This window comes from Gallaecimonas pentaromativorans (genome assembly GCF_003751625.1).
Lineage (GTDB): Bacteria > Pseudomonadota > Gammaproteobacteria > Enterobacterales > Gallaecimonadaceae > Gallaecimonas > Gallaecimonas pentaromativorans.
This window is the reverse complement of the sequence record NZ_RJUL01000003.1, coordinates 384,381-405,204: the sequence shown is the minus strand read 5'-3', so window position 1 is coordinate 405,204 and position 20,824 is coordinate 384,381. Positions and strand designations below refer to the sequence as shown.

The 20,824-nt window shown below is 60.3% G+C and carries 16 protein-coding genes; 7 read left to right on the top strand and 9 right to left on the bottom strand.

Annotated features, from left to right (window positions below; genetic code table 11):
* Window positions 1-309: 309 nt before the first annotated feature.
* Window positions 310-1,134, bottom strand: a complete 825-nt coding sequence (locus EDC28_RS07465; protein WP_244946558.1) for an oxidoreductase — start codon at window positions 1,132-1,134, stop codon at window positions 310-312.
* A 145-nt stretch (window positions 1,135-1,279) separates the two neighbouring features.
* Here EDC28_RS07465 and EDC28_RS07460 point away from each other — a divergent pair, with 145 nt between their 5' ends.
* Entirely contained in the window at window positions 1,280-2,200 is a 921-nt protein-coding gene (locus EDC28_RS07460) for an AraC family transcriptional regulator (RefSeq protein ID WP_123421157.1), read from the top strand.
* A 33-nt stretch (window positions 2,201-2,233) separates the two neighbouring features.
* Here the strand turns inward: EDC28_RS07460 and EDC28_RS07455 are convergent, their stop codons facing one another.
* Complete coding sequence (locus EDC28_RS07455; RefSeq protein ID WP_123421156.1) at window positions 2,234-2,605, bottom strand: hypothetical protein; 372 nt, start codon at window positions 2,603-2,605, stop codon at window positions 2,234-2,236.
* A 315-nt stretch (window positions 2,606-2,920) separates the two neighbouring features.
* Between EDC28_RS07455 and EDC28_RS07450 the strand changes: the two genes are divergently transcribed.
* From EDC28_RS07450 to fusA, 5 genes are all read left to right on the top strand, one after another.
* A complete protein-coding gene (locus EDC28_RS07450; protein WP_123421155.1) occupies window positions 2,921-5,299 on the top strand; it encodes a S9 family peptidase in 2,379 nt (792 codons plus the stop codon).
* Between the two features lie 171 nt (window positions 5,300-5,470).
* Window positions 5,471-7,654 (top strand): TonB-dependent receptor, encoded by a 2,184-nt coding sequence (locus EDC28_RS07445; RefSeq protein ID WP_211355722.1) that lies wholly within the window; start codon window positions 5,471-5,473, stop codon window positions 7,652-7,654.
* A gap of 207 nt (window positions 7,655-7,861) precedes the next feature.
* The gene (locus EDC28_RS07440; RefSeq protein WP_123421154.1) at window positions 7,862-9,481 is read left to right on the top strand and encodes a hypothetical protein; all 1,620 of its coding nucleotides are present in this window, start codon (window positions 7,862-7,864) and stop codon (window positions 9,479-9,481) included.
* A gap of 170 nt (window positions 9,482-9,651) precedes the next feature.
* The gene (gene dsbG, locus EDC28_RS07435; RefSeq protein ID WP_050657125.1) at window positions 9,652-10,440 is read left to right on the top strand and encodes a thiol:disulfide interchange protein DsbG; all 789 of its coding nucleotides are present in this window, start codon (window positions 9,652-9,654) and stop codon (window positions 10,438-10,440) included.
* A 276-nt stretch (window positions 10,441-10,716) separates the two neighbouring features.
* Complete coding sequence (gene fusA, locus EDC28_RS07430; RefSeq protein ID WP_123421153.1) at window positions 10,717-12,810, top strand: elongation factor G; 2,094 nt, start codon at window positions 10,717-10,719, stop codon at window positions 12,808-12,810.
* Between the two features lie 38 nt (window positions 12,811-12,848).
* Here fusA and EDC28_RS07425 read toward each other — a convergent pair whose 3' ends face one another.
* The 6 genes from EDC28_RS07425 to acuR all read right to left on the bottom strand — a co-directional run bounded on the left by EDC28_RS07425 (window position 12,849) and on the right by acuR (window position 17,970).
* The gene (locus EDC28_RS07425; protein WP_123421152.1) at window positions 12,849-13,808 is read right to left on the bottom strand and encodes a GlxA family transcriptional regulator; all 960 of its coding nucleotides are present in this window, start codon (window positions 13,806-13,808) and stop codon (window positions 12,849-12,851) included.
* A 79-nt stretch (window positions 13,809-13,887) separates the two neighbouring features.
* Window positions 13,888-14,652 (bottom strand): SDR family oxidoreductase, encoded by a 765-nt coding sequence (locus EDC28_RS07420; protein ID WP_123421151.1) that lies wholly within the window; start codon window positions 14,650-14,652, stop codon window positions 13,888-13,890.
* Between the two features lie 28 nt (window positions 14,653-14,680).
* A complete protein-coding gene (locus EDC28_RS07415) occupies window positions 14,681-15,481 on the bottom strand; it encodes an SDR family NAD(P)-dependent oxidoreductase (protein WP_123421150.1) in 801 nt (266 codons plus the stop codon).
* A 146-nt stretch (window positions 15,482-15,627) separates the two neighbouring features.
* On the bottom strand, window positions 15,628-16,263 hold the full coding sequence (gene tmpT / locus EDC28_RS07410) for a thiopurine S-methyltransferase (RefSeq protein ID WP_123421149.1): 636 nt from the start codon (window positions 16,261-16,263) through the stop codon (window positions 15,628-15,630).
* A gap of 80 nt (window positions 16,264-16,343) precedes the next feature.
* Window positions 16,344-17,327: an acrylyl-CoA reductase (NADPH) gene (gene acuI / locus EDC28_RS07405; RefSeq protein WP_123421148.1), complete on the bottom strand. Its 984-nt coding sequence runs from the start codon at window positions 17,325-17,327 to the stop codon at window positions 16,344-16,346.
* A gap of 1 nt (window position 17,328) precedes the next feature.
* Window positions 17,329-17,970, bottom strand: a complete 642-nt coding sequence (gene acuR / locus EDC28_RS07400) for an acrylate utilization transcriptional regulator AcuR (protein ID WP_123421147.1) — start codon at window positions 17,968-17,970, stop codon at window positions 17,329-17,331.
* A gap of 90 nt (window positions 17,971-18,060) precedes the next feature.
* Between acuR and EDC28_RS07395 the strand changes: the two genes are divergently transcribed.
* Window positions 18,061-19,104, top strand: a complete 1,044-nt coding sequence (locus EDC28_RS07395; RefSeq protein WP_123421146.1) for an NAD(P)H-dependent flavin oxidoreductase — start codon at window positions 18,061-18,063, stop codon at window positions 19,102-19,104.
* A 25-nt stretch (window positions 19,105-19,129) separates the two neighbouring features.
* Here EDC28_RS07395 and EDC28_RS07390 read toward each other — a convergent pair whose 3' ends face one another.
* Complete coding sequence (locus tag EDC28_RS07390) at window positions 19,130-20,764, bottom strand: MFS transporter (RefSeq protein WP_211355721.1); 1,635 nt, start codon at window positions 20,762-20,764, stop codon at window positions 19,130-19,132.
* Window positions 20,765-20,824 lie beyond the last annotated feature (60 nt).

Sequence of the window (20,824 nt, the reverse complement as noted above, 5' to 3'; positions counted from 1 at the left end):
TCCCCTTGGTCACGTCAGCTTGGGCAATGCCCTTGGTGGCGCTGGGCGCAACGGCCGCCTGTGTAGCTGAGCGGTCGATGGGCTTAAGCGAAACTTTGGCCTTTGGGTGCCAGATCGGCACTGGTATTGAAAACCATACCGCTTTTTTACCCCGGAATAACTGTTTTGCCTTCAACCGGTTGCCTCCGTTCCACCGGCCCCACCCGCTACGCCTGGCGCCGCCAGTTCGACTTCTTCCTCAATCACCTCAAGGGCGAAGCGACGCCGGATTGGAACAAGCACTAAAAAAGGCCCCGCAAGGGGCCTTTTTTATCCGTCGGTGGAGCGGGTGAGGGCCTGCCACTCCTCAAAACTGGCGCCAAGGCTTGCCAGCTTTTGCTGCACCAGGGCCAGGGCGTCGCTGCCCAGCAGCAAGTGGGCCGGGGGCTTGGGGTGGCTGATAAGCGCGAGGATCGCCTCGGCGGCCTTTTGCGGGGCGCCCAATTGCTTGCCGCTTTTTTGCTGGCGGGCCTGGCGCACCGGGTCAAAGAGGGCGTCGTAATCGGCGATGGCGCGCTCGCTTCGCACCATGGAGCGGCCGGCCCAGTCGGTGCGAAAGGAGCCCGGCGCCACGGCGGTCACGGCGATGTTAAAGCCGGCCAGCTCCTGGCTTAAGGTCTCGCTAAAGGCCTCCAAGGCGAACTTGCTGGCGCAGTAATCGCTGATGCCAGGCATGGTGATAAAGCCGCCCATGGAGGTGATGTTGATGATGTGCCCGGCGCGGCGCGCCCGAAAACGCGGAACCAGCGCCTTCATCATCGCCACTGCGCCCCAGAGGTTTACGTCGAACTGGTGGCGCATCTGCTCCAGGCTGGCTTCTTCAAAGATGCCTTCGTGGCCGTAGCCGGCGTTGTTAACCAGCACATCAATGGCGCCATGGCGCGCTTCAAGCTCGGCTACCAGGGCCGGGATGCGGGCAAAATCGGTAACGTCCAGCAAGGCGCCATGGGCGCGCCCTGGCGCCAGGGCGGCAAAGCTATCAAGAGCCGCTTGGCTGCGCACTGTGCCCAGCACCTTGTGGCCAGCTTTCAGGGCCTGCTGGGCCAGGGCCTGGCCAAAGCCGCTGCTAACACCGGTAATAAGTAAGGTTTTCATATTGCGCTCCTTAAAATCCAGGGCGCCCAGCATGCCGGTAGTTAAGGCGGATGATGAGACCCGTTGCTCTGCCATCCTTGCCTAAAGCTCTGAGTGTGGGTGGCTTGGGGTGGTTATTGGCCAGATATGCTGCATAATCCTCGCCATGACCGATTCAAACCTTGTCCCGCTGCTGGCCGAGCTGGCCCCCCTTGAGGGCTACAACCTGACGCCCCTGGATGACGTGCGCCTGCTGCGCTCCAATCGCCCCCTGGCCCGCACCCCGGTGCTGTATGACCCAGGCATTGTGTTTGTGCTGCAAGGCACCAAACGCGGCTTTTTTGGCGACCAGGTGTATCTCTACGACGCCGAGCACTACCTGGCGGTGTCGGTGCCGGTGCCCTTTACCATGGAAACCGATGCCAGCGCGGAGGCGCCGCTGCTGGCCATTTACATGCACCTGGATTTACCGGTGGTGGCCGAGCTGTTGCTGCAAATGCTGCAAGGGGGCGCGAGCTTCGACCACCCGCCGACCGGCATGCAATCCACGCCCCTTGATGGCACCTTGCGCCTGTCTTTGCTGCGGCTGCTCAAAGCCCTTCGCAGCCCGCTGGAGGCAAAGCTTCTGGGGCCTGGGCTGGTGCGGGAGATTTACTTTCATGTGTTGGCCGGGGAGCAGGGCGGCCAGCTGCGCTCGGCGCTAACCCAGCAAGGGGCCTTTGGCCAAATCTCCCAGGCCCTTCGCCATATCCATGGCCATTTTGCCGAGCACCTGGAGGTGGCAGCGCTTGCCGGCCTTGCTGGTATGAGCCAGGCCACCTTTCACAGCCACTTTCGCGCCGTTACCCAAACCTCGCCCATGCAGTACCTAAAATCCATCCGCCTGCATCAGGCGCGGCTGTTGATGGTGCGTGAAGGGATAAACGCCGCTGCGGCCGCCATTGCCGTGGGGTACGAGAGCCCGTCGCAGTTCAGCCGCGAGTTTAAAAGGCTGTTTGCGTTAACGCCCCAGCAGGAGGCGCGGCGGCTGCGCCAGGCTTTTGCCTTGCCGCCCAAGGCGGCGGGGGACTTTATTGCCTCGCATTGAGCATCAAAAAAGCCGCCCGTGGGCGGCTTTTTATCAGCGGTAGTCGACAACCCGGTAGCTGCCGGCGGGTGGCGCCGAGACATACTCGTAACGCTCGCCGCGCTGCTGGTAGTAGACGTTATCAACAATGGCGTAGGTCACCCCGGCCAACACCGCAAAGGTGGCAATTTTGGCGAGATCGCTACGGTGGTAGTAACGGTGGCGGGGCGCCGGGCCACGGTGATGGTAGCCCTTTTGCACCACGATCACCCGGTCGCGGCTGTAGTGGTGGCCGCCGCGGTCCCAGCGGTCATGGTTGTCATGGCGCTGGTGATGGCCCTGGCCGCGGCCTTTGTCATGGCCGTGGCCATTACCGTTGCCATGGGCAAAGGCCCCTGGGAGCCAGGATAAAGGCGGCGATGGCAAGACTGGTTGTTATCTTTTTCATGGCAGTTTCCTCCGTCTTCGGACAGCTGCCACGGTAAAAGCCCAAGCCAAAAAGGGCTCTGAACATGGTGCAGAAAGTTTGCAAGAGATTGATTTTTGGTTACGGATAAGCAACCGGCTTCAGGATGCTGTCAGCTTAAGAAGCGGTTTTGAGGCCAAAAGCGCCACGACCAGCCGCCCCTTATCGCCGCCCAGCGGTAGGATTGTTGGCCGCCAACAGCTTAGAATCGATGCTTTAACGCAATTTCGTGGCGAGATACGCCAATAAAACATAACAAGCACAAGGTGGGATGGATGAAGAGCAGAGTCTCGATGCTGGGGGTTGGCGTGTCGCTGGCCCTGGTAACCCTGGGCGCCAGCGCGGTAACAAAAGACGATTACGCCAGGGCGGAGAAATTCCTGAGTTATAAAACCCAGCCGCTGGTGGACCACGATGTACGCAGCGCCCACTGGTTCAACGACCGCCAGTTCTGGTTTGTCGACACCGACCACGAGCTGAAAACCTACCTGCGCATGGATGTGGCCAGCCTCAAGCCCGAGCCACTGTTCGACCAGAACAAGCTGGCCAAGGCCATCGATAAGGTGCGCGCCAAGGCCGCTGCCAAAGACAAAAAAGCCAAAGACAAGCCCAAGGCCCTGGACGCCAGCAAGCTGGCCATCTCCGAGATCCGCCTGCCAACAGACGGCCATATCCAACTGACCCTCGAAGGCGCGGTTTACAGCTGCGATTACCCCGCCCTTAACGCCTGCCAAAGCGGTGAGCTAAGTGCGCTCTTGGCCGGCAACAAAGACCAGGCCGACATCAGCAAGCTGCACGGCGTTACCTCGCCGGATGGCAAGAAGGTGGCCTTTATCCGCGACTGGAACCTCTGGGAGCATGACATTGCCAGTGGCAAGGAGCGCCAGCTCACCACCGATGGGGTGAAGGACTTTGGCTACGCCACCGACAACGCCGGCTGGATGCACTCAGAGCAAGCGGTGCTGGTGTGGTCCCCCGATTCCAAGCGCATCGCCACCTACCAGCAAGATCAGCGCAAGGTTGCCGATTTTGTGCTGGCCAGCGCCGAGCTGGGCAACCCCAAGATTGAGAAATGGAAGTACCCCTTCGCCGGCGACGAGCATGTGTTTATGCTGCGCCGGGTGGTGATTGATGTGGCCAAGGCCAAGGTGGTGCCGCTGCAAATGGACGCGGACTATCGCCGCTCCACCCTTTGCGACGATGTCAGCTGCGGCGGCCACGGCGCCTGGGACGACGTGCAATGGGCTGCCGACAGCAATAGCCTGGCTTTTGTTTCCACCTCCCGTGACCACAAACACGAGTGGGTGCGCATTGCCAACCCCGATACCGGCGCCATCTTCACCTCTTTTGAAGAGTCGGTACCCACTTACTTTGAAAGCGGCGTCAAAGGCGTGAGCTGGCGTTATCTCTCGGCCAGCCAGCAAATTCTCTGGTACTCCGAGCGCAGCGACTGGGGCAACCTGTATCTCTACGACATCAAGTCCGGCAAGCTGATTAACCCGGTCACCAGCGGCCAAGGCCCGGTGGTGGATGTCAAACACTTAGACCCCAACCAGCGGGAAGTCTGGTTTACCGCCGTCGGCCGGGAACAGGGCGTTAACCCTTACTATCGCCAGTTCTACAAGGCGCCGCTGGACGGTGGCCAACCGCTGTTGCTGACCCCGGAAGCGGCTGACCACAGCATCAGCGTCTCTGAAGATGGCAGCTACTTTGTCGACAGCTACTCCACCCCCACCACCCCGGCGGTAACGGTGCTGCGCTCGGCAAGTGATGGCAAGGTGTTGGCGACCCTCGCCAAAGCGGATATCTCCCGTCTCAAGGCTGCTGGCTGGGTAGCGCCGGAGCAAATTACCGTGACCGGCCGTGACGGCAAAACCCCCCTCTACGGGCTGATGTTCAAACCGACGAACTTTGACCCGAATAAAACCTACCCCATCATCGATTACGTCTATCCGGGCCCGCAAACCGGCTCGGTTCGGGGCCGCAGCTTCCTGGCTGCTCGCGCCGACCACCAGGCCCTGGCGGAGCTTGGCTTTATCGTGGTGGCCATCGACGGCATGGGCACCCCTTGGCGCTCTAAATCCTTCCACGACACCTGGTATGGCGACATGGGCGACAACACCCTGCCGGATCAGGTTAAAGCGGTAAAAGAGCTGGGCGCCAAATACAAGTGGATAGACATGAGCCGCATCGGTATCTGGGGCCACTCCGGTGGCGGCAACACCACTGCCGATGCCATGTTCCGCTACCCCGATTTCTTCAAGGTGGGTTGGGCCGAGTCTGGCAACCACGACAACCGTATCTATGAGGCGGACTGGGGCGAGCGCTACCAAGGCCTGCTGGTGAAAAACGCCGACGGCACCACCAGCTACGACAACCAGTCCAACCCGGCGCTGGTGAAAAACCTCAAAGGTAAGTTGATGCTCACCTACGGCACCCTGGACGACAACGTGCCGCCCCAGAACACCCAGGTGGTGATTGAGGCCCTTATCAAGGCCAACAAGAAGTTCGACATGATGGCCATTCCCAATGCCCGCCATGCTTACGGCTATGCCACGCCTTACATTACCAAGGCGCGTTGGGATTACTTTATCGAGCACCTGGCTGGCGGCACCAGTGGCGATTACAGCCTCAAAGCCTGGCCCTGGTACTAAGGGCAATAAAGAAAAACCGGCCTTTTGGCCGGTTTTTTTATGCTGTTGCCCAGCAAGCTCGAAAGTGACAAAAACCGGTCAATACAAAAGCGATTGCTAATAAGATTTGATCTCATTTTTTGTAAAGATGATAATCATGCGCATTTCCTGCTGCAGTCTTAAGGCGTAACCGTGAAGCAACGCTCCCTCCCTCTTCTCCCGATAGCCCTTGGTGTTCAACTGGCCTTAAGTGGCGGCGCCTTTGCGGCCGACAAAGCCAAAGATGGCGACAAGGACATGGAAGCCATCACCGTTACCGCCAGCGCTGACGCCAGTGCTGACGGCCTTATCGGCGCTTACGCCGGCGGCCAAGTGGCCCGTGGCCAAAAAGCCGGTCTGCTGGGCACCACCGACTACATGGACAGCCCCTTTAGCGGCCTGGCCTTTACCGACCAGTACATGAAGGACATCCAGGCCCAGGGCATTGGCGATGTCATTCAAAACGACCCCGGTGTGCGGGTGGCGCGCGGTTTTGGCAACTTCCAGGAAAGCTACTTTATCCGCGGCTTTACCCTTTCTTCTGACGAAATCGCCTACAACGGCCTTTATGGCGTGCTGCCACGCCAATACGTGGCGGCGGAGCTGATTGAGCGGGTTGAAGTGCTGCGCGGCGCCAGCGCCTTTTTGAATGGCATGGCCCCCGGTGGCGGCGCCATCGGCGGCAGCATCAACCTGGTGCCCAAGCGCGCCAGTAACGACGAGAAAACCGACATCACCCTCGGCTTTAACGACCAGGGCCAGGGCTACGGCGCTGCCGATATCAGCCGCCGCTTCGGCAGCGACGGCCAGCACGGTATCCGGGTTAACGTCGCTCACCGTGACGGCGACACCGGCGTAGACGGCGAGAAGGAAAAAACCGACCTGGCTTCACTGGGTTATGACTGGCGCGGCGAGCGGGCCCGGGTGTCGGCCGATGCCACCTTCCAGGAGCACAAGCTGTACGGCGGCCGCCCCAATGTGACCTTGTCTGGCACCAGCGACGTACCGGCGCCGCCCAAGGCCGATGCCAACTACGCCCAGGACTGGACCCACTCCAACGAGAAAGACTGGTTCGGCACCCTGCGCGGCGAATACGATCTGAGTGACAACATCACCGCCTGGGCTGCGGTGGGTGGCCGTTACTCCAAGGAAGACAACTCCCTGGCCAACCTCTATGTCACCAACAGCCAAAGCGGCGATGCGTTGACATATAGAGCCGACAACGCCCGTGAAGATACGGTGTACAGCGGCGAAGTGGGGCTGCGCGGCCATTTTGATACCGGCTCGGTCAGTCATAAATGGGTGGTTGCCGGCTCCTATTACGATCTGGACTCCAAAAACGCCTACGCCTGGAGCAGCTATCTGGGCCTGGCCACCAACCTGTACCACCCGGTGCAGCTGGCCCGCCCCATCACCGACGGCTATGCCGGCGGTGACATGAGCGACCCCAGAACCACCAGCACCACCAAGCTGCCGAGCCTGGCTTTCTCCGACACCCTGGGCTTTTTGGATGACAAACTGCTGCTGACCTTAGGTGGCCGTTACCAGCATATGGACCTGCGCAGCTACGCCTACGGCACCGCCGACCAGACCAGCAAGTACAGCAAGTCGCGCTTCTCGCCCTCGGCCGGGCTGGTGTATAAGGCCACCGATGCTGTCTCCCTGTATGCCAACTACATCGAGGCCTTGGCCCAGGGCGATACCGCCGGTACCACTACCCTGAACCCCGGCACCATGCTGGCGCCTTATGTCTCCAAGCAAAAAGAGCTGGGGGTGAAGGTAGATACCGGCAGCTTAGGGGGCACTTTTGCGGTCTTTACCACCTCCAAGCCTGGCGGTTATGTCAACGAGCAAAATATCTTTGGCGAATACGGCAAAGACCGCCATCGCGGCGCCGAGTTGACCATCTTTGGCGAGCCGGTTGAAGGGCTGCGGGTGCTGGGTGGGGTAACCTACCTTGATGCCAAGCAAAAGGATGTCAGCATCGCCGCCAACGAAGGCAACCGGGTGATTGGTACCGCCAAGTGGCAGGGTAACCTTGGCCTGCAATGGGACCTGCCCTGGGTCTATGGCCTGAGCCTGGATATGCAAGCCATCAGCACCGGTGCCCGTTATGCCGATGCCGCCAACACCCTGGAAGTGGCTGGCTGGACCCGCTATGACCTTGGCGCCAAATACGGCACCACGGTGATGAACCACGACGTGACCTTCCACGCCCGTCTGGAAAACCTCACCGACAAAGAATATTGGGCGTCAGTGGGTGGCTACCCCGGCAATGGTTACCTGGTGCAGGGCGCGCCCCGCACCTTCAGCCTGAGCGCCAGCATGGCGTTTTGATAAAAGGGGCTTAGGCCCCTTTTTTAATACCCGGTGGCGGCCCTGGTGGCCGCTTTTTTTGTCTGCCTTGGCCGACCTGTCCAAGAGCGCGACTTTGTCACACCGTATTTTTCATCAGTTGTAAGCGTATTACTAATGACTGAATTTTAACCGTGCCTGCCTGGGGCTTCGGGATGCCCGGGCCATCATCTCAATGGAGAATCGGTTATGAAAAGGACCTTGCTTTGGGGGGCTGCCTTGGTTGGCGCCGCCTTTGCGGTGGCTACCCCCGCCGCCAACTTTGTGCCTTATGGCAGCTATCAGCGCAGCTGCACCAATATCAGCGTGTCGGGAGACAGCCTGAGCGCCAGCTGCACCACCCTCTCTGGCAGCCAGCTAAAAACCACCCTGGTTGAGCTGGGCCAGTGCATGAATTCCATCACCCACTACGGCGACATTGCCAACCTTGACGGCAGCCTGGTGTGCATGCCGGACTTACCCAAGGTGGTGGCGGGCTTTGAGTTTCCCCGTGCCGAGAGCGAGATAAACGGCTGGGTATACGGCCAAGACGACACCGCCATGTATCGCCACGGCTGGGGTATTTGGGCGGGGCTGACCCACTATGTGGGCACCGTTGGCGGCGCCGAACTGCGGGCCTTTGAAACCTGGGATACCCCATCCAACATGCTCTATGCCATAGGCCAGGCCAGCAGCGGCAAAGCCAAAATGCTGGGTAGCGAGGTGCGAAAAGCCCAGGGGCTGCGCCTGCAACTGCCGCACCAGTTTCGTAACACTGCCAAGGCCAAGGGCGATTTAAAGCTGCTGCTAAAAGAGTGGCAATCGGCCAAAGCGGCCACCTCGGCTGACACCAATATCTTTGTGTCTGTGGCTTACAACCCGCCGGCGTCCAGTCATGCGGTATCCAACAAGCTCTTTTATGCCAGCACCCTGAAGAACTACATCAAAGAGGGCTATAAGGAGATCCCCAACTTCCCGGCCAACGCCATCACCATCAAGCCGGTGTATAAGGTGATCACCCAAAGCAAGGTGGTAGACGGTATCTACACCTTCCCCGGCTGGCCCGGCACCCCAGACCCGGCCCGCGCCTTCCCCGAAAGTGATTGGGCTAACTGCGTTTATGTGGCGGTCAAAGGCACCGGCAAGGGCGGCAACAGCATCGACCCGACCTGCGCCAACCCCAACGCCAGCAATACCTTTTATCTCAATAACTTCATCCACCAGACCATCAGCAAGGACGACGCCGCTTACCTCAACAGCCAGTTTGGGCTGACCGCCAAGGCCGGGGACATCGCCATTCTGGTGGGCATGCATGTCACCACCCGCGAGATAAAACGCTGGGCCTGGCAAACCTTCTGGTGGTCGGCCGATGCCAACAGCCCGAAACTGCCAAGCTCAGATGCCATTGCCAAGCTGCGGCCCAAGGAGCTGGATGAAGCCGCCGGCCACTACGCCATGAGCCTTGCCTATCAGATGGTGTCACCGGCCCAGCCCATTAACGGCGGCGCCAGTGAAGGGGAGTCGGTTATCGCCTATAACCCCCACCTGGAAGCAGGCTTTGACCCTGGCGTATTCCAAATTTTGAAAGCCGTGACCAAGTCGCCCAGCGCGGTGCAGATGAACCAGTACGGGGTGCAAACCAACTGCATGACCTGCCACAACCTGGCCCTGTATTCCCCCAGCACCGACTACCAGGCCAATAACGGGGCCAACCGGGAGCGGCCTTACGGCACCGACTATTACATGAGCCTGGACGACACCACTTTTGACGGCGTGCTGCGCCTCGATTTTGCCTGGTCCATCCTCGGTTCTTTGGATACCGACAAGTAAAAAGCAGCCCCGAAGGGCCTGACAGATAATGCCGCACGATAGTGCGGCTTTTTTGTGGACCGGGTTTAGGGCAAAGTAGTCAGCTTTGCAATAAAACCTCTCGGGCAACGGTCTTGGAGGTAAGCCCTGGCCCCGAACCTGGCCAGCCATGACGACCAAAAGGAGCCTGTATGGTCTTTAAAAGCGCCCCTGTGGCCTTGTTATCCGCCCTCTTTGTGGGACAGGCCATGGCGGCCAGTACCAGCGAACTGCCAGCCCCCGTTAAGGCCCTGACCGAGCGCGGCCTGGAAGTGGTGGGCACCTTTGCCGCCCCCGGCGGCCTCACCGGTTATGCCGGTACCGTACAGGGCCAGCCCATCGCGGTGTATCTCACGTCCGACGGCAAGCATGTGGTAGTGGGTAATATGCTGGATGAAAACGGCAAGGACTTGACCTCAGCGCCCCTGGACAAACTGGTTAACGGCCCCCGCAATGAAGCGGCCTGGAAAAAGCTCCCCGAAAGCGGCTGGGTACGTGACGGCAAGGAAGATGCGCCGCGCATCATCTACATGTTCGACGACCCGGAATGCCCCTACTGCCACAAATTCTGGAAGGAAGCCCGCCCCTGGGTGGATGCCGGCAAGGTACAAATTCGCCACGTGATGGTGGGTATCATCACCCGCAACAGCCCGGACGAAGCGGCGGTTATTCTTGCTTCCAAAGATCCTGCGGCGCTGCTGGCCAAGCACGAGCAAAACTACCGCGGCGAAGGCAAAAACCAACTGGATGCCAGCAAGGTGCCCCAGTCTGCCCACGACAAGGTGCAGGCCAATGCCGAGCTGATGCAGGAGCTGGGCCTGAGCGCCACCCCGGCCATCTTCTATCAAAAACCGGACGGCTCCATCGGCCTGCTCTCCGGCGCCCCGCAAGGGCCGCTGATGGAAGAGGTGATGGGCGGCCCGATGCCCAAAGGCAAATAACCCAAAGCCCGGCAGCGCCGGGCTTTTTTGTACCTGTTTGGCAAGACTTTTAAAACGATAGTGACAATAGCGTAAAACCCTCACACCCCGCCAAGTGAGCTGCGGCGCCGCTTGCAGCCATTACTACCCTAAAAGGCAACGCAGCTTTCGGTTATGGGCAGTTGTTAGTGCAAAAACAGAGGCATACCTTCTGCTTTGCAAATAAGCAGGCGCCGTGCCACGGGCTGGAGAATACTCAAAGCTTGGCACCGTGCATTCCTAACCTGGAGACATACCATGACCCGCAAGATCCCTATCGAGCGATACAGGAACATCGGTATCAGTGCTCACATTGATGCCGGTAAAACCACCACCACAGAGCGCATTCTGTTTTACACCGGGATCAGTCACAAGATAGGCGAAGTGCACGAAGGCTCCGCCGTCATGGACTGGATGGCCCAGGAACAGGAACGCGGCATCACCATTACTTCGGCGGCCACCACCACGGCGTGGAAGGGCATGGCCGGTAATTTTGCCGAGCACCGCATCAACATCATCGACACCCCCGGCCACGTGGATTTCACCATCGAGGTGGAGCGCTCCATGCGGGTACTGGACGGCGCGGTGATGGTGTACGACGCCGTGGGCGGCGTGCAGCCGCAATCAGAAACCGTCTGGCGCCAGGCCAATAAATACCGGGTGCCGCGCATTGCCTTTGTCAACAAGATGGACCGCATCGGTGCCAACTTTTTAAGGGTGCAAAAGCAGATAGCCGAGCGCCTAAAAGGCCAGGCCGTGCCCATCCAACTGCCCCTGGGGGCCGAGGACGAGTTTCATGGCGTTATCGACTTGGTGAAGATGCAGGCCATCTACTGGGACGATGCCAGCCAGGGCGTGACTTTCAGCTACCAGGACATCCCTGCCGAGATGCTGGCCGATGCCGAGCACTGGCGCGAGCAGATGGTAGAGGCCGCTGCCGAAGGCTCGGCGGCGCTGTTGGACAAATACCTGGCCGGTGAGGCCCTTAGTGAAGCCGAAATCAAAGCCGGGCTCAGGGCGCGCACCATCAACAATGAGATCGTGCCGATGCTGGCGGGCAGCGCCTATAAAAACCGTGGCGTGCAGGCGCTTTTGGACGCGGTGGTGGAATACCTGCCGTCGCCGCTGGACGTGCCGGCCATCAACGGCCACGACATGGACGATGTGGAAGCCGAGCGCCACCCCAGTGACGACGAGCCCTTCTCGGCGCTGGCCTTTAAAATCATGACCGACCCTTTTGTCGGCCAGCTGACCTTCTTTAGGGTGTACTCCGGGGTCGCCAAAACCGGCGACACGGTGTTCAACCCCACCAAGGGCCAGCGCGAGCGTTTGGGGCGCATCCTGCAGATGCACGCCAACAGCCGCCAGGAGATAAAAGAAGTGCACGCCGGGGAAATTGCCGCCGCCGTGGGCCTCAAAAGCGTTACCACGGGGGACACCCTAAGTGACCCCAACAAACTGATTGTGCTTGAGAAAATGACCTTCCCCGAGCCGGTTATTGCCCAGGCCATCGAGCCCAAGACCAAGACCGACCAGGAGAAAATGGGCTTGGCCCTTGGCCGCCTGGCCCAGGAAGACCCGTCCTTTCGGGTCTATACCGACGAGGAATCGGGCCAGACCATCATTGCCGGTATGGGCGAGCTGCACCTGGATATCATCGTTGACAGGATGCGCCGCGAGTTCGGCGTCGAGGCCAACGTTGGTAAGCCGCAGGTAGCGTATCGCGAGACCATCCAGGCGCCGGTGGCCGACGTGGAAGGCAAGTTTGTCAAACAATCGGGCGGGCGCGGCCAATACGGCCATGTGGTGCTCAATATCGAGCCTTTACCCGAAGGTGGCGGCTACCAGTTTGTGGACGCCATCAAGGGCGGGGTGGTGCCGCGGGAATACATCCCGGCGGTAGACAAAGGCATTCAGGAAACCCTTGGCACCGGTGTGCTGGCGGGCTTTCCGGTGGTGGATGTCAAAGTCACCCTGGTGGACGGCTCCTACCACGACGTGGACTCCAACGAGAATGCGTTCCGTACCGCCGCCTCCATGGCCTTTAAAGACGGTATGCGCAAGGCAAGACCAGTACTGCTGGAGCCAATAATGGACGTGGAAGTGGAGACCCCCGAGGAGTTTATGGGCAACGTGATTGGCGATCTCACTTCCCGGCGCGGGGTGATGCAGGGCATGGACGATATTCCCGGCGGCACCAAGCAAATCAAGGCGCTGGTGCCATTGTCGGAGATGTTCGGCTATTCCACCTCGCTGCGCTCCTTAACCCAGGGCCGCGCCACCTTCAGCATGGAGTTCAAGCACTATGCCGGTGCGCCCCAGCAGGTGCTGGATGAGGTGCTGAAAGGCTAAAACCAAAAGGGGTAAGGGCAGAGCCCTTACCCCTTTTTTTATCCGGCGATGGGCTCGGCCCTTGCCTGCTGACGCAGCAACTGTGGCGAGAGGCCAAAACTGCGCACAAACACTTCCCGCATATGGCGCCGGTCCCGAAAACCGGTCTCCCGGGCCACCACATCCAGGCTGTGGCGGCTTTTTTCTATCATCAGCCGCGCCGCTTCCAGGCGCAGCAGCTCAATGCCTTTGGCCGGTGTCTTGCCGGTTTCCTCCTTGAAAATACGGCTGAACTGGCGAGGACTTAAATGCACCGCTGCCGCCAAGTCGTCCACCGTCAAAGGTTGGCGCAGGTGGTTGCGGGCGTAATCGAGGGCGCTTTGAATGCGGTCCGATTTTGGGGAAAGAGCCAGCATCTGTGAATGCTGGCTTTGGCCGCCGGCCCGTTTTTGATTCATCACCAGCTTGTGGGCCACCGAGCGTGCCACATCGTTGCCAAGGTCTTTTTCCACCATGGCCAGGGCCATATCCAGGCCAGCAGTCATGCCGGCTGAAGTCCAGATATGGCCGTCGCTGATGTAGATGCGGTTGGCATCTACAGCAATCTTGGGGAATTGCTGTTGCATGATGTCAGCTAAGGCCCAGTGGGTGGTGGCGCGGCGCCCGTCAAGCAGCCCGGCCTGGGCCAGAAAATAAGCGCCGGTACAGATGGCGGCCAGGCGCCGGGTCTGGCCGCTGACCCGCTGCAAAAACACCAAAGTTTGCGGGCTGGCAGGCAGGTTCAGTGGGTCGTTTACGCCGGTAACTATCCAGGTATCGGCCTGCACATCCCTTGTGCCAAGGGGTTGGGTGTCTACTCCAAATCCCAGGGACGAGGCAACGCTGCCCCCTTCAAGGGAATAAAGGCTTATCTGGTAGAAAGGCTCGCCGGCAACCTTGTTGGCATATTCAAAAACCGCCTGGGCCGAGAGCGAGAGGATTTGAAACCCCGGCTCGACGATAAAACCCACCTTGTGCATGTCTGTCTTTCCTGAGCCAAGTTGCTACCACCCTATACGAGGGGCAAAACCTTGGCCACCTTGTGTGGCCAAGAACGGGTTATTGCAAGGGGATGGGGTTATCCACCAGGGACTGGTTGAACTGGTTAATCAGCGCATGTTCGTTACTGCCCGGGTTATCGCGGATGGGGGCGATGCTTTGCACCAGCACCTCGATGTTGCCCTCGGCAAGGCCAGCCAGGGTTTCACGGATAAAAGCGTCCAGCGGCATGGCGCGCGGGTCGCCGCTTTTGTAAATCAGGTCGGTATCCACCCAGGGCGGCGCTATCTCAATCACCTGCACCGAGCTGTCTCGCAGGGCAAAACGCTGGGACAGGGTGTAGGAATGCACGGCAGCCTTGGTGGCCGAGTACAAGGCGTTGTTGGCCAGGGGCAGGAATGCCAGCACCGAGCTGTTGTTGATAAGGTAAGCCTGGGGCTGGGTTTTGAGGTGCTCGATAAAGGCGGCGCTGATGCGGGCCGGGCCCAGCAGGTTGGTATCCACCATGGTAACCAGCTGCTCGTCGTCAAACTCTCCTTTGGATGGGTCATCAAAAGGCATGGTACCGGCGTTGTTCAGCACCACATTGAGCTTGGGGTAACGGGTGATGAGATCTTTTGCCACCGCCGTTATCTGGGCCGGATCGGTAACGTCCAGTTCCACATAGTCCATTCCCGGGTTGGCGGCGGTGACCTCTTGCAGCAAGGCCTTGCGGCGCCCGGAGATGATCACCTGATTACCGGCCTGGTGGAATTGCTCGGCCAGTGCCCGGCCAATGCCGGAGGTGCCACCGGTGATAAAGATAGTGTTGCCTGACATATTCATGAGTGCGCCTCTCGATAAGTTAAGAAAATCAGTGAGTGTCGGTGTAACGGCTGGCAGGGCTGTTGCTGCCGAGGTTTGGCAACATGGCCTGGCGGGCCTGCTCATAGGCGTCCCACAGGGCGGCGTCGTGCAGGGAAGGAATGGTCACCCGCTCGTTACGGTCAAAGCCCACCAGCGCGGCATCCACCATGGCCTCGGCGCTCATCACGATTTGCGGGTCAAGGTGCTCTACCGGCAGGCCGCCGGTCGCCCAGAAATCGGTGGCGGTGGCGCCGGGCAGCACTGCCTGCACCTGCACGCCTTTGCCGCCCAGCTCATGGTGCAACGAAGTGCTGAAGGCATGGACATAAGCTTTAGAGCCGCCGTATACGCCGTTGAGGATCTCGGGGCCGATGCTGACGATAGAAGAAATGTTGATGATGGCGCCTTTGCCCCGCTTGGCGAGCCCCGGCGCAACGGCGTAGGTGAGACGGGTCAGCGCGGTGACGTTAAGGGCGATCATGTTGTCCATCTGCTCGATATCGCTATCAAGAAGCGGAGTGTGGGTACCGACCCCGGCGTTGTTGACCTGCAGGGTAATGCTGGCGTCCTGGCGCAGGGCGTCTTCCACGGCATGAAGGTCGGCAGGGTTGGCCAGATCGGCCGCTATCACCTCGACGCTTTGGCCGGTCTCATCGCTGATGCGTTTGGCCAGGGCATTGAGGCGGTCGCGGCTGCGGGCAACCAGGATCAGGTTGTAGCCACGTTTGGCCAGGCGGTCGGCGTAGATGGCGCCGATACCGGACGAGGCACCAGTGATGACAGCAGTTCCCAACTCTTTGTTACTCATGATGTTTCTCCTGATTAAATGCGGTGTGTGCAGTTCAGGCTTTCATCATAGGAGGGAGTGGGATGTCCGAAATGTCGTTTATGGTCAGGATTTCAGACATCTTGTGTCCGAAGCAAGAAAAGCCCGGCTTAGCCGGGCTTTTCTTATCAGGGCTTGGCAAGTTGCCAGAGCGCTTCGCTGGCCTCGACCCCTTTAAAGCCGCCGGCCAAGGGCTCTTGGGTGAGCAGGGTGAGCCGATGGCTGGCGCCGTAGTGGCTGGCCACTTCTTGGGGCATTACTGCAAAGGGCGGGCCCTTGAGCGCGTTTTGGTCGTATTCCATGGTGATCAGCAGCTGCGGGGCGCCAGCGCTCAGCGCCTTTAACTGGCGAACGTAATCGGCGCGCATGGCAGCGGGCATGGCCACCAGCGCGGCCCTGTCGTACACCCAGTCCACCTGGCCAAGTAGCGCCGGGGTGAGGGCGAAAATATCCCCCACCCATACATCCAGCATCGGCCCCTGGTAGTGACTCAGGGCGCCGTGGCGCGACACAGTTGGTGCCAGTTTAAGGTCGTCAAACAGCGCTTTGACGGCGGTCTCGCTCAGCTCGGCGCCAGCCACTGGGTAGCCTTTTGCCAGCAGCCAGGCGATGTCGCGGGTCTTGCCGCAAAGGGGCACGAACAGGCGGCTGCCGGCAGGGGGCTTAACCTGGTCAAAGTGGGCGGCCAGCAGCGGGTTGACATCATTCTGGTGAAACCCGGTCTCGCCTTTGGCCCATTTTTGGTGCCAAAAATCTGCTTCCATGGTGGCCTCGCAAACATTGTCAGAGCCGCCAAGGCTACCAGTTAAGGCCGCCCGGCGGTTAAGGCGTGGCAGAAAAAGTGTCAGCGGTTTACGTCCACCACCAGCCGGCCACGAACCTTGCCATCGAGCAGGGCCTGAGCCTTGCTGATCGCTTCGCCAAGAGTGATTTCTTCGGTGATGGCGGCAAGCTTGGCAGGGTCTAAGTCCCTTGCCAGCCGCTGCCAGGCAACCAGGCGCTCGGCTTTGGGGCGGGTGACGCTGTTGATACCTAAAAGGCTCACCCCGCGCAGGATAAAGGGCGCCACGGTGGCGGGCAGATCCATGCCTTGGGCCAGACCACAAGCCGCCACCAGGCCGTCGCTTTGGGTGGCGGCGCAGGCGTTGGCGAGGGTGTGGCTGCCCACCGAGTCCACCACCGCAGCAAAACGCTCTTTGGCCAGGGGCTTGCCGGGCTCGCTAAGCTCGCGCCTGTCGATGATATGGCTGGCGCCAAGGGCCTTTAAGCCTTCGGCCAGTGCCGGGCGGCCGGTGGCGGCGGTAACCTGATAACCGAGCTTGGCCAAAAGGGCGATGGCGACGCTACCCACACCGCCGTTGGCGCCGGTCACCAGCACTTCACCCTTGTTTGGGGTTAGGCCATGGCGCTCAAGGGCCAGGATGCAAAGCATGGCGGTGTAACCGGCGGTGCCGATGGCCATAGCCTGGCGGCTATTAAAGGCCTCGGGCAGCGGTACCAGCCAGTCGCCGCTCACCGAGGCTTTTTGGGAAAGCCCGCCCCAGTGCTGCTCGCCAACCCCCCAGCCGTTCAGCACCACCTTGTCGCCGGCCTTGAAATCCGGGTGTTGGCTGTGGCTGACGGTGCCTGCAAAGTCGATGCCCGGCACCATGGGAAAGCGGCGCACCACCGGGCTGGTGCCACAAATGGCCAGGGCGTCTTTGTAGTTGAGGGTGCTGTGGCTGATATCCACCTGCACGTCCCCTTGGGGCAGGGCGCTTTCGTCCAGGCTTTGCAGATTGCAGCGGTAACCTTGCGGGTCTTTTTCGACAACCAATGCGTTGAACATGTTAACTCCGTTGGTAGGGCAGGCCGGCCATAAAGCCGTTGATAAAGGTGTCTAAAGGGGCCGCCGAGCGGCTTAGGCGAGCGCGCAGTACGGCGCCCTCCCAGCCTATCCAGAAAAAGGCGGCAAGTTCCAGGGTGTCGGCGCTTTGGGCCAAGGCGTCTTCTGCCTTGGCACGTTCCAGGCACTGGGCCAGGCGGCGCTGCCAGCCGGTCAGCACCGCTTCTAGGCGCTCACGAAAAGGCGCCGGCAACAAGGTGATCTCCTGGCCGAGGTTGCCCACTAGGCAGCCGCGCTCAAAGTGGTACCTGGCCATGCCGGCTTTGGCCTGTTCGGCAAAATCGGTGAGCCTTGCAAGGGCCGGGCGGGCAGGGTTGGTCAGGCATTTATCCAGCAGGTGGCAAAAGAAGGCGTCGTAGCTGTCCAGCACCGCCAGGCCAAAGGCCTCCTTGCTGGCAAAGTAGTAGTAGAAGGAGCCTTTGGGCACGGCTACCGAACGCAAGATGGCGTCAAGGCCGGTGGCGCTAAACCCCTGGCTGGTATAGGTTTCGATACCGGCCCTTAGCAGTTCGGCTTTGATTTGCTCGGGGCTTCGGTCCTGGCGGGGCGGGCGGCCCCGGCGTTTGGGTTGGTTGGTATTTTCCATCTAAATTAATTTAGACTAACCGTCTATTAAATGGCAAGGTAAAAGCCCTGCCGGTTATCTGGCAGGCATGAAAGCCAAACAGGAGGTGCCATGAAGTCCCAGTTGTTGTCGCGTCTCGGTATGACAGTGCCCATTATCCAAGCGCCCATGGTGGGGGTGTCGACGGCCCGGCTGGCGGCGGCGGTATCCAACGCCGGCGGCCTTGGCAGCATTGGCGCCGGTGCCAGCACCGCCGAGCAGGCCAGGGCGCAAATCGCCGAGGTACGAGCACTCACCGACAAGCCTTTTAACCTCAACCTGTTTTGCCACCAGCCGGCCCAGGCCGACCCGCTGCGTGAGGCGGCCTGGCTGGCGCACCTGGCCCCCTTCTTTAGCGAATTGGGCGCCAAGGCGCCAACGGCTATTAGCGAGATTTATCAAAGCTTTGTAGGCGACGAGGATATGCTCGCCATGCTGCTGGAAGAAAAGCCGGCGGTGGTGAGCTTTCACTTTGGCCTGCCGCCGCAAACGGCCATCGACGCCCTGAAGAAGGCCGGCATCACCTTGCTGGCCACTGCCACCAACCTGGCGGAAGCCAAGCAGATTGAAGCGGCCGGTATCGATGCCATCGTTGCCCAAGGGGTAGAAGCCGGCGGCCACCGGGGCGTATTTAACCCTGTTGATGACGACGAAATCGGCACCCTGGCGCTGGTCAGGCAGCTGGCTCAGACCTGCCAGCTGCCGGTGTTTGCCGCTGGCGGCATTATGGATGGCGCCGGTATTCGCGCCGCCATGGCGCTTGGCGCGCAAGGGGTGCAGTTGGGCACCGCCTTTATTCTTTGCCCCGAATCGGCCGCTAACGACGCCTACCGCGCCGCCCTGAAAAGCGAGCGCGCCCTGCACACCGCCATTACCAGCAATATCTCCGGCCGCCCGGCCCGGGGCCTACCTAACCGCTTTTACCAGCCGCTTGATGATTTAGCGCCCGCGCTGCCGGATTACCCCATCGCCTATGACGCCGGCAAAGCCCTGGTAGCGGCCGCCAAGGCTGCCGGAAGCGAAGATTTTGCGGTGCAATGGGCCGGGCAGGGGGCGCCTTTGGCCCGCGCCCTGCCGGCCGCCGAACTGATCGCGCTATTGATGAGCGAGTTATGAAAAAGCGGCCCTGAGGCCGCTTTTTTTAGGTCGATTCTTTAGCGCCTTTGGGCATAACCGGTTTAGGTGCCACAAAGTGCTCAACCAATGGCGGTTGCTCGCCAATGTGAAAGGCCAGCATGTTCTTTTGCAGGTCTTGGTCGGCGCGGGTTGCCCTGTGGTGTTGGCGAAGATGTTCAAGCCAGGATTGCACCAGAAAATACTCCAGGTAGCGGCCAGGCTTGGCGGTATCTTCGAACAATCCCCAGGCATAGGCGCCGTCGCGTTGGCGATGGCGGCGAAGGTCTTGGGCGGCGCGGCAAAAATCGGCGCCTTTGGCCGGGTCGATAAGGTATTCGACGGTGATCATTACCGGGCCTTGGTCTTCATTCACCTGGGCTTCCACTACCGGCTCTGGCCAGTGCATGGACGGCGCCAAGTCGAGGCTCGCACCCATTTGTAACTTGTTGCGCCAGGTAAGAGGAATGGCCAGCAAGGCGCCGCAGGCGGCGATGGTCAGTGCCATGGGAATGCCTACCTTGGTGGAGAGCTGACCCCAGATAATACTGCCAGCGCTCATGGCGCCGAAGAACACGGTCACGAAGATGGCAAGGCCTCTGGCCCTTACCCACTCGGGCAGCGCCACCTGGGCCGAAACGTTAAGGCTGGTAAGCACAAAGATCCAGGATACCCCGGCCAGCAAACAGACGGCGATGGCAACCAGGTGGCCAAAACCGGCGGCGAGGATCAGCATCGCGCTGGCGGTGCCGATGGTGCCAAGGGCCACCAGTTTGTCGGCGCCGAGCTTGGCTTTGAAATAGGGCATGATAAAGGCGCCAGACACCGCGCCAACCCCAACGGCTCCCATCATCATGCCGTACAGCGAGGCATCACCTTTGAGCACGGTGCGGGCGATGAGCGGCAGCAGCGCCCAGTAGGCACTGGCAAACAGGAAGAAGCCCAAGGCCCGGGCCATGGTGGCCTTCAAGGGCGCACTGTGCAGCGCGTAACGCACACCGGCTCTTACCGCGCCCCATAAATCTTCATTGGGCAACAGGCGTTCTGGTTTTTGCGGTGGCTTCCACCACAGCAGTGCCAGGATCACCATCAAAAAGCTCAGGCCGTTACTGAAAAATGGCATGGCCACGGAGATGCCAATAATAAGGCCACCAAGGGCAGGGCCAATGGCGCGGCTAATGTTGATGCCCACACTGTTGATAGCGACTGCCTGTTGCAGTACCGGCTTGGGTACCAGGCTTGGCACTATGGCCTGCCAGGCCGGGGCCGTCAGCGCGGCGCCTACCCCCATCACAAAGGTAAACAGCAGCAGTAGGGTGGGGGTGATAAGTCCGGTGTACACCACGTAACCCAAAGACAATGCGGTAACAGCCAGCACACATTGCACCGACAGCAGTAATTTACGTTTATCGAGGATATCGGCCAGTGCCCCGGCCGGCAGCGCAAACAGGAACAGTGGCAGGCTGGTGGCCGTTTGCACCAAGGCCACCATCAGCGGCGATGGTGCCATGGAGCTCATCAACCAGCCAGCCCCTACGTCGTGCATCCAGGTGCCGACGTTGGACAGCACCGTGGCCAGCCACAGTACCGTAAAACTGGCATGTGAAAAGGGCGCCATCGCCGATGGCGAGGCCTGGGTAGAGGTTGGGGGAGATGAAGACATGTCGGGGTGTATCCTTGTGCCGAAAACTCACTTCGCCTTAAAACGGCAAGGCCCGGCGCT

Coding starts and splice junctions, on each gene's coding strand:
- EDC28_RS07465 (WP_244946558.1), bottom strand. CDS start 1,134: ATGAAAACCTTACTTATTACCGGTGTTAGCAGCGGCTTTGGCCAGGCC.
- EDC28_RS07460 (WP_123421157.1), top strand. CDS start 1,280: ATGACCGATTCAAACCTTGTCCCGCTGCTGGCCGAGCTGGCCCCCCTT.
- EDC28_RS07450 (WP_123421155.1), top strand. CDS start 2,921: ATGAAGAGCAGAGTCTCGATGCTGGGGGTTGGCGTGTCGCTGGCCCTG.
- EDC28_RS07440 (WP_123421154.1), top strand. CDS start 7,862: ATGAAAAGGACCTTGCTTTGGGGGGCTGCCTTGGTTGGCGCCGCCTTT.
- dsbG (WP_050657125.1), top strand. CDS start 9,652: ATGGTCTTTAAAAGCGCCCCTGTGGCCTTGTTATCCGCCCTCTTTGTG.
- fusA (WP_123421153.1), top strand. CDS start 10,717: ATGACCCGCAAGATCCCTATCGAGCGATACAGGAACATCGGTATCAGT.
- EDC28_RS07425 (WP_123421152.1), bottom strand. CDS start 13,808: ATGCACAAGGTGGGTTTTATCGTCGAGCCGGGGTTTCAAATCCTCTCG.
- EDC28_RS07420 (WP_123421151.1), bottom strand. CDS start 14,652: ATGAATATGTCAGGCAACACTATCTTTATCACCGGTGGCACCTCCGGC.
- EDC28_RS07415 (WP_123421150.1), bottom strand. CDS start 15,481: ATGAGTAACAAAGAGTTGGGAACTGCTGTCATCACTGGTGCCTCGTCC.
- tmpT (WP_123421149.1), bottom strand. CDS start 16,263: ATGGAAGCAGATTTTTGGCACCAAAAATGGGCCAAAGGCGAGACCGGG.
- acuI (WP_123421148.1), bottom strand. CDS start 17,327: ATGTTCAACGCATTGGTTGTCGAAAAAGACCCGCAAGGTTACCGCTGC.
- acuR (WP_123421147.1), bottom strand. CDS start 17,970: ATGGAAAATACCAACCAACCCAAACGCCGGGGCCGCCCGCCCCGCCAG.
- EDC28_RS07395 (WP_123421146.1), top strand. CDS start 18,061: ATGAAGTCCCAGTTGTTGTCGCGTCTCGGTATGACAGTGCCCATTATC.
- EDC28_RS07390 (WP_211355721.1), bottom strand. CDS start 20,764: ATGTCTTCATCTCCCCCAACCTCTACCCAGGCCTCGCCATCGGCGATG.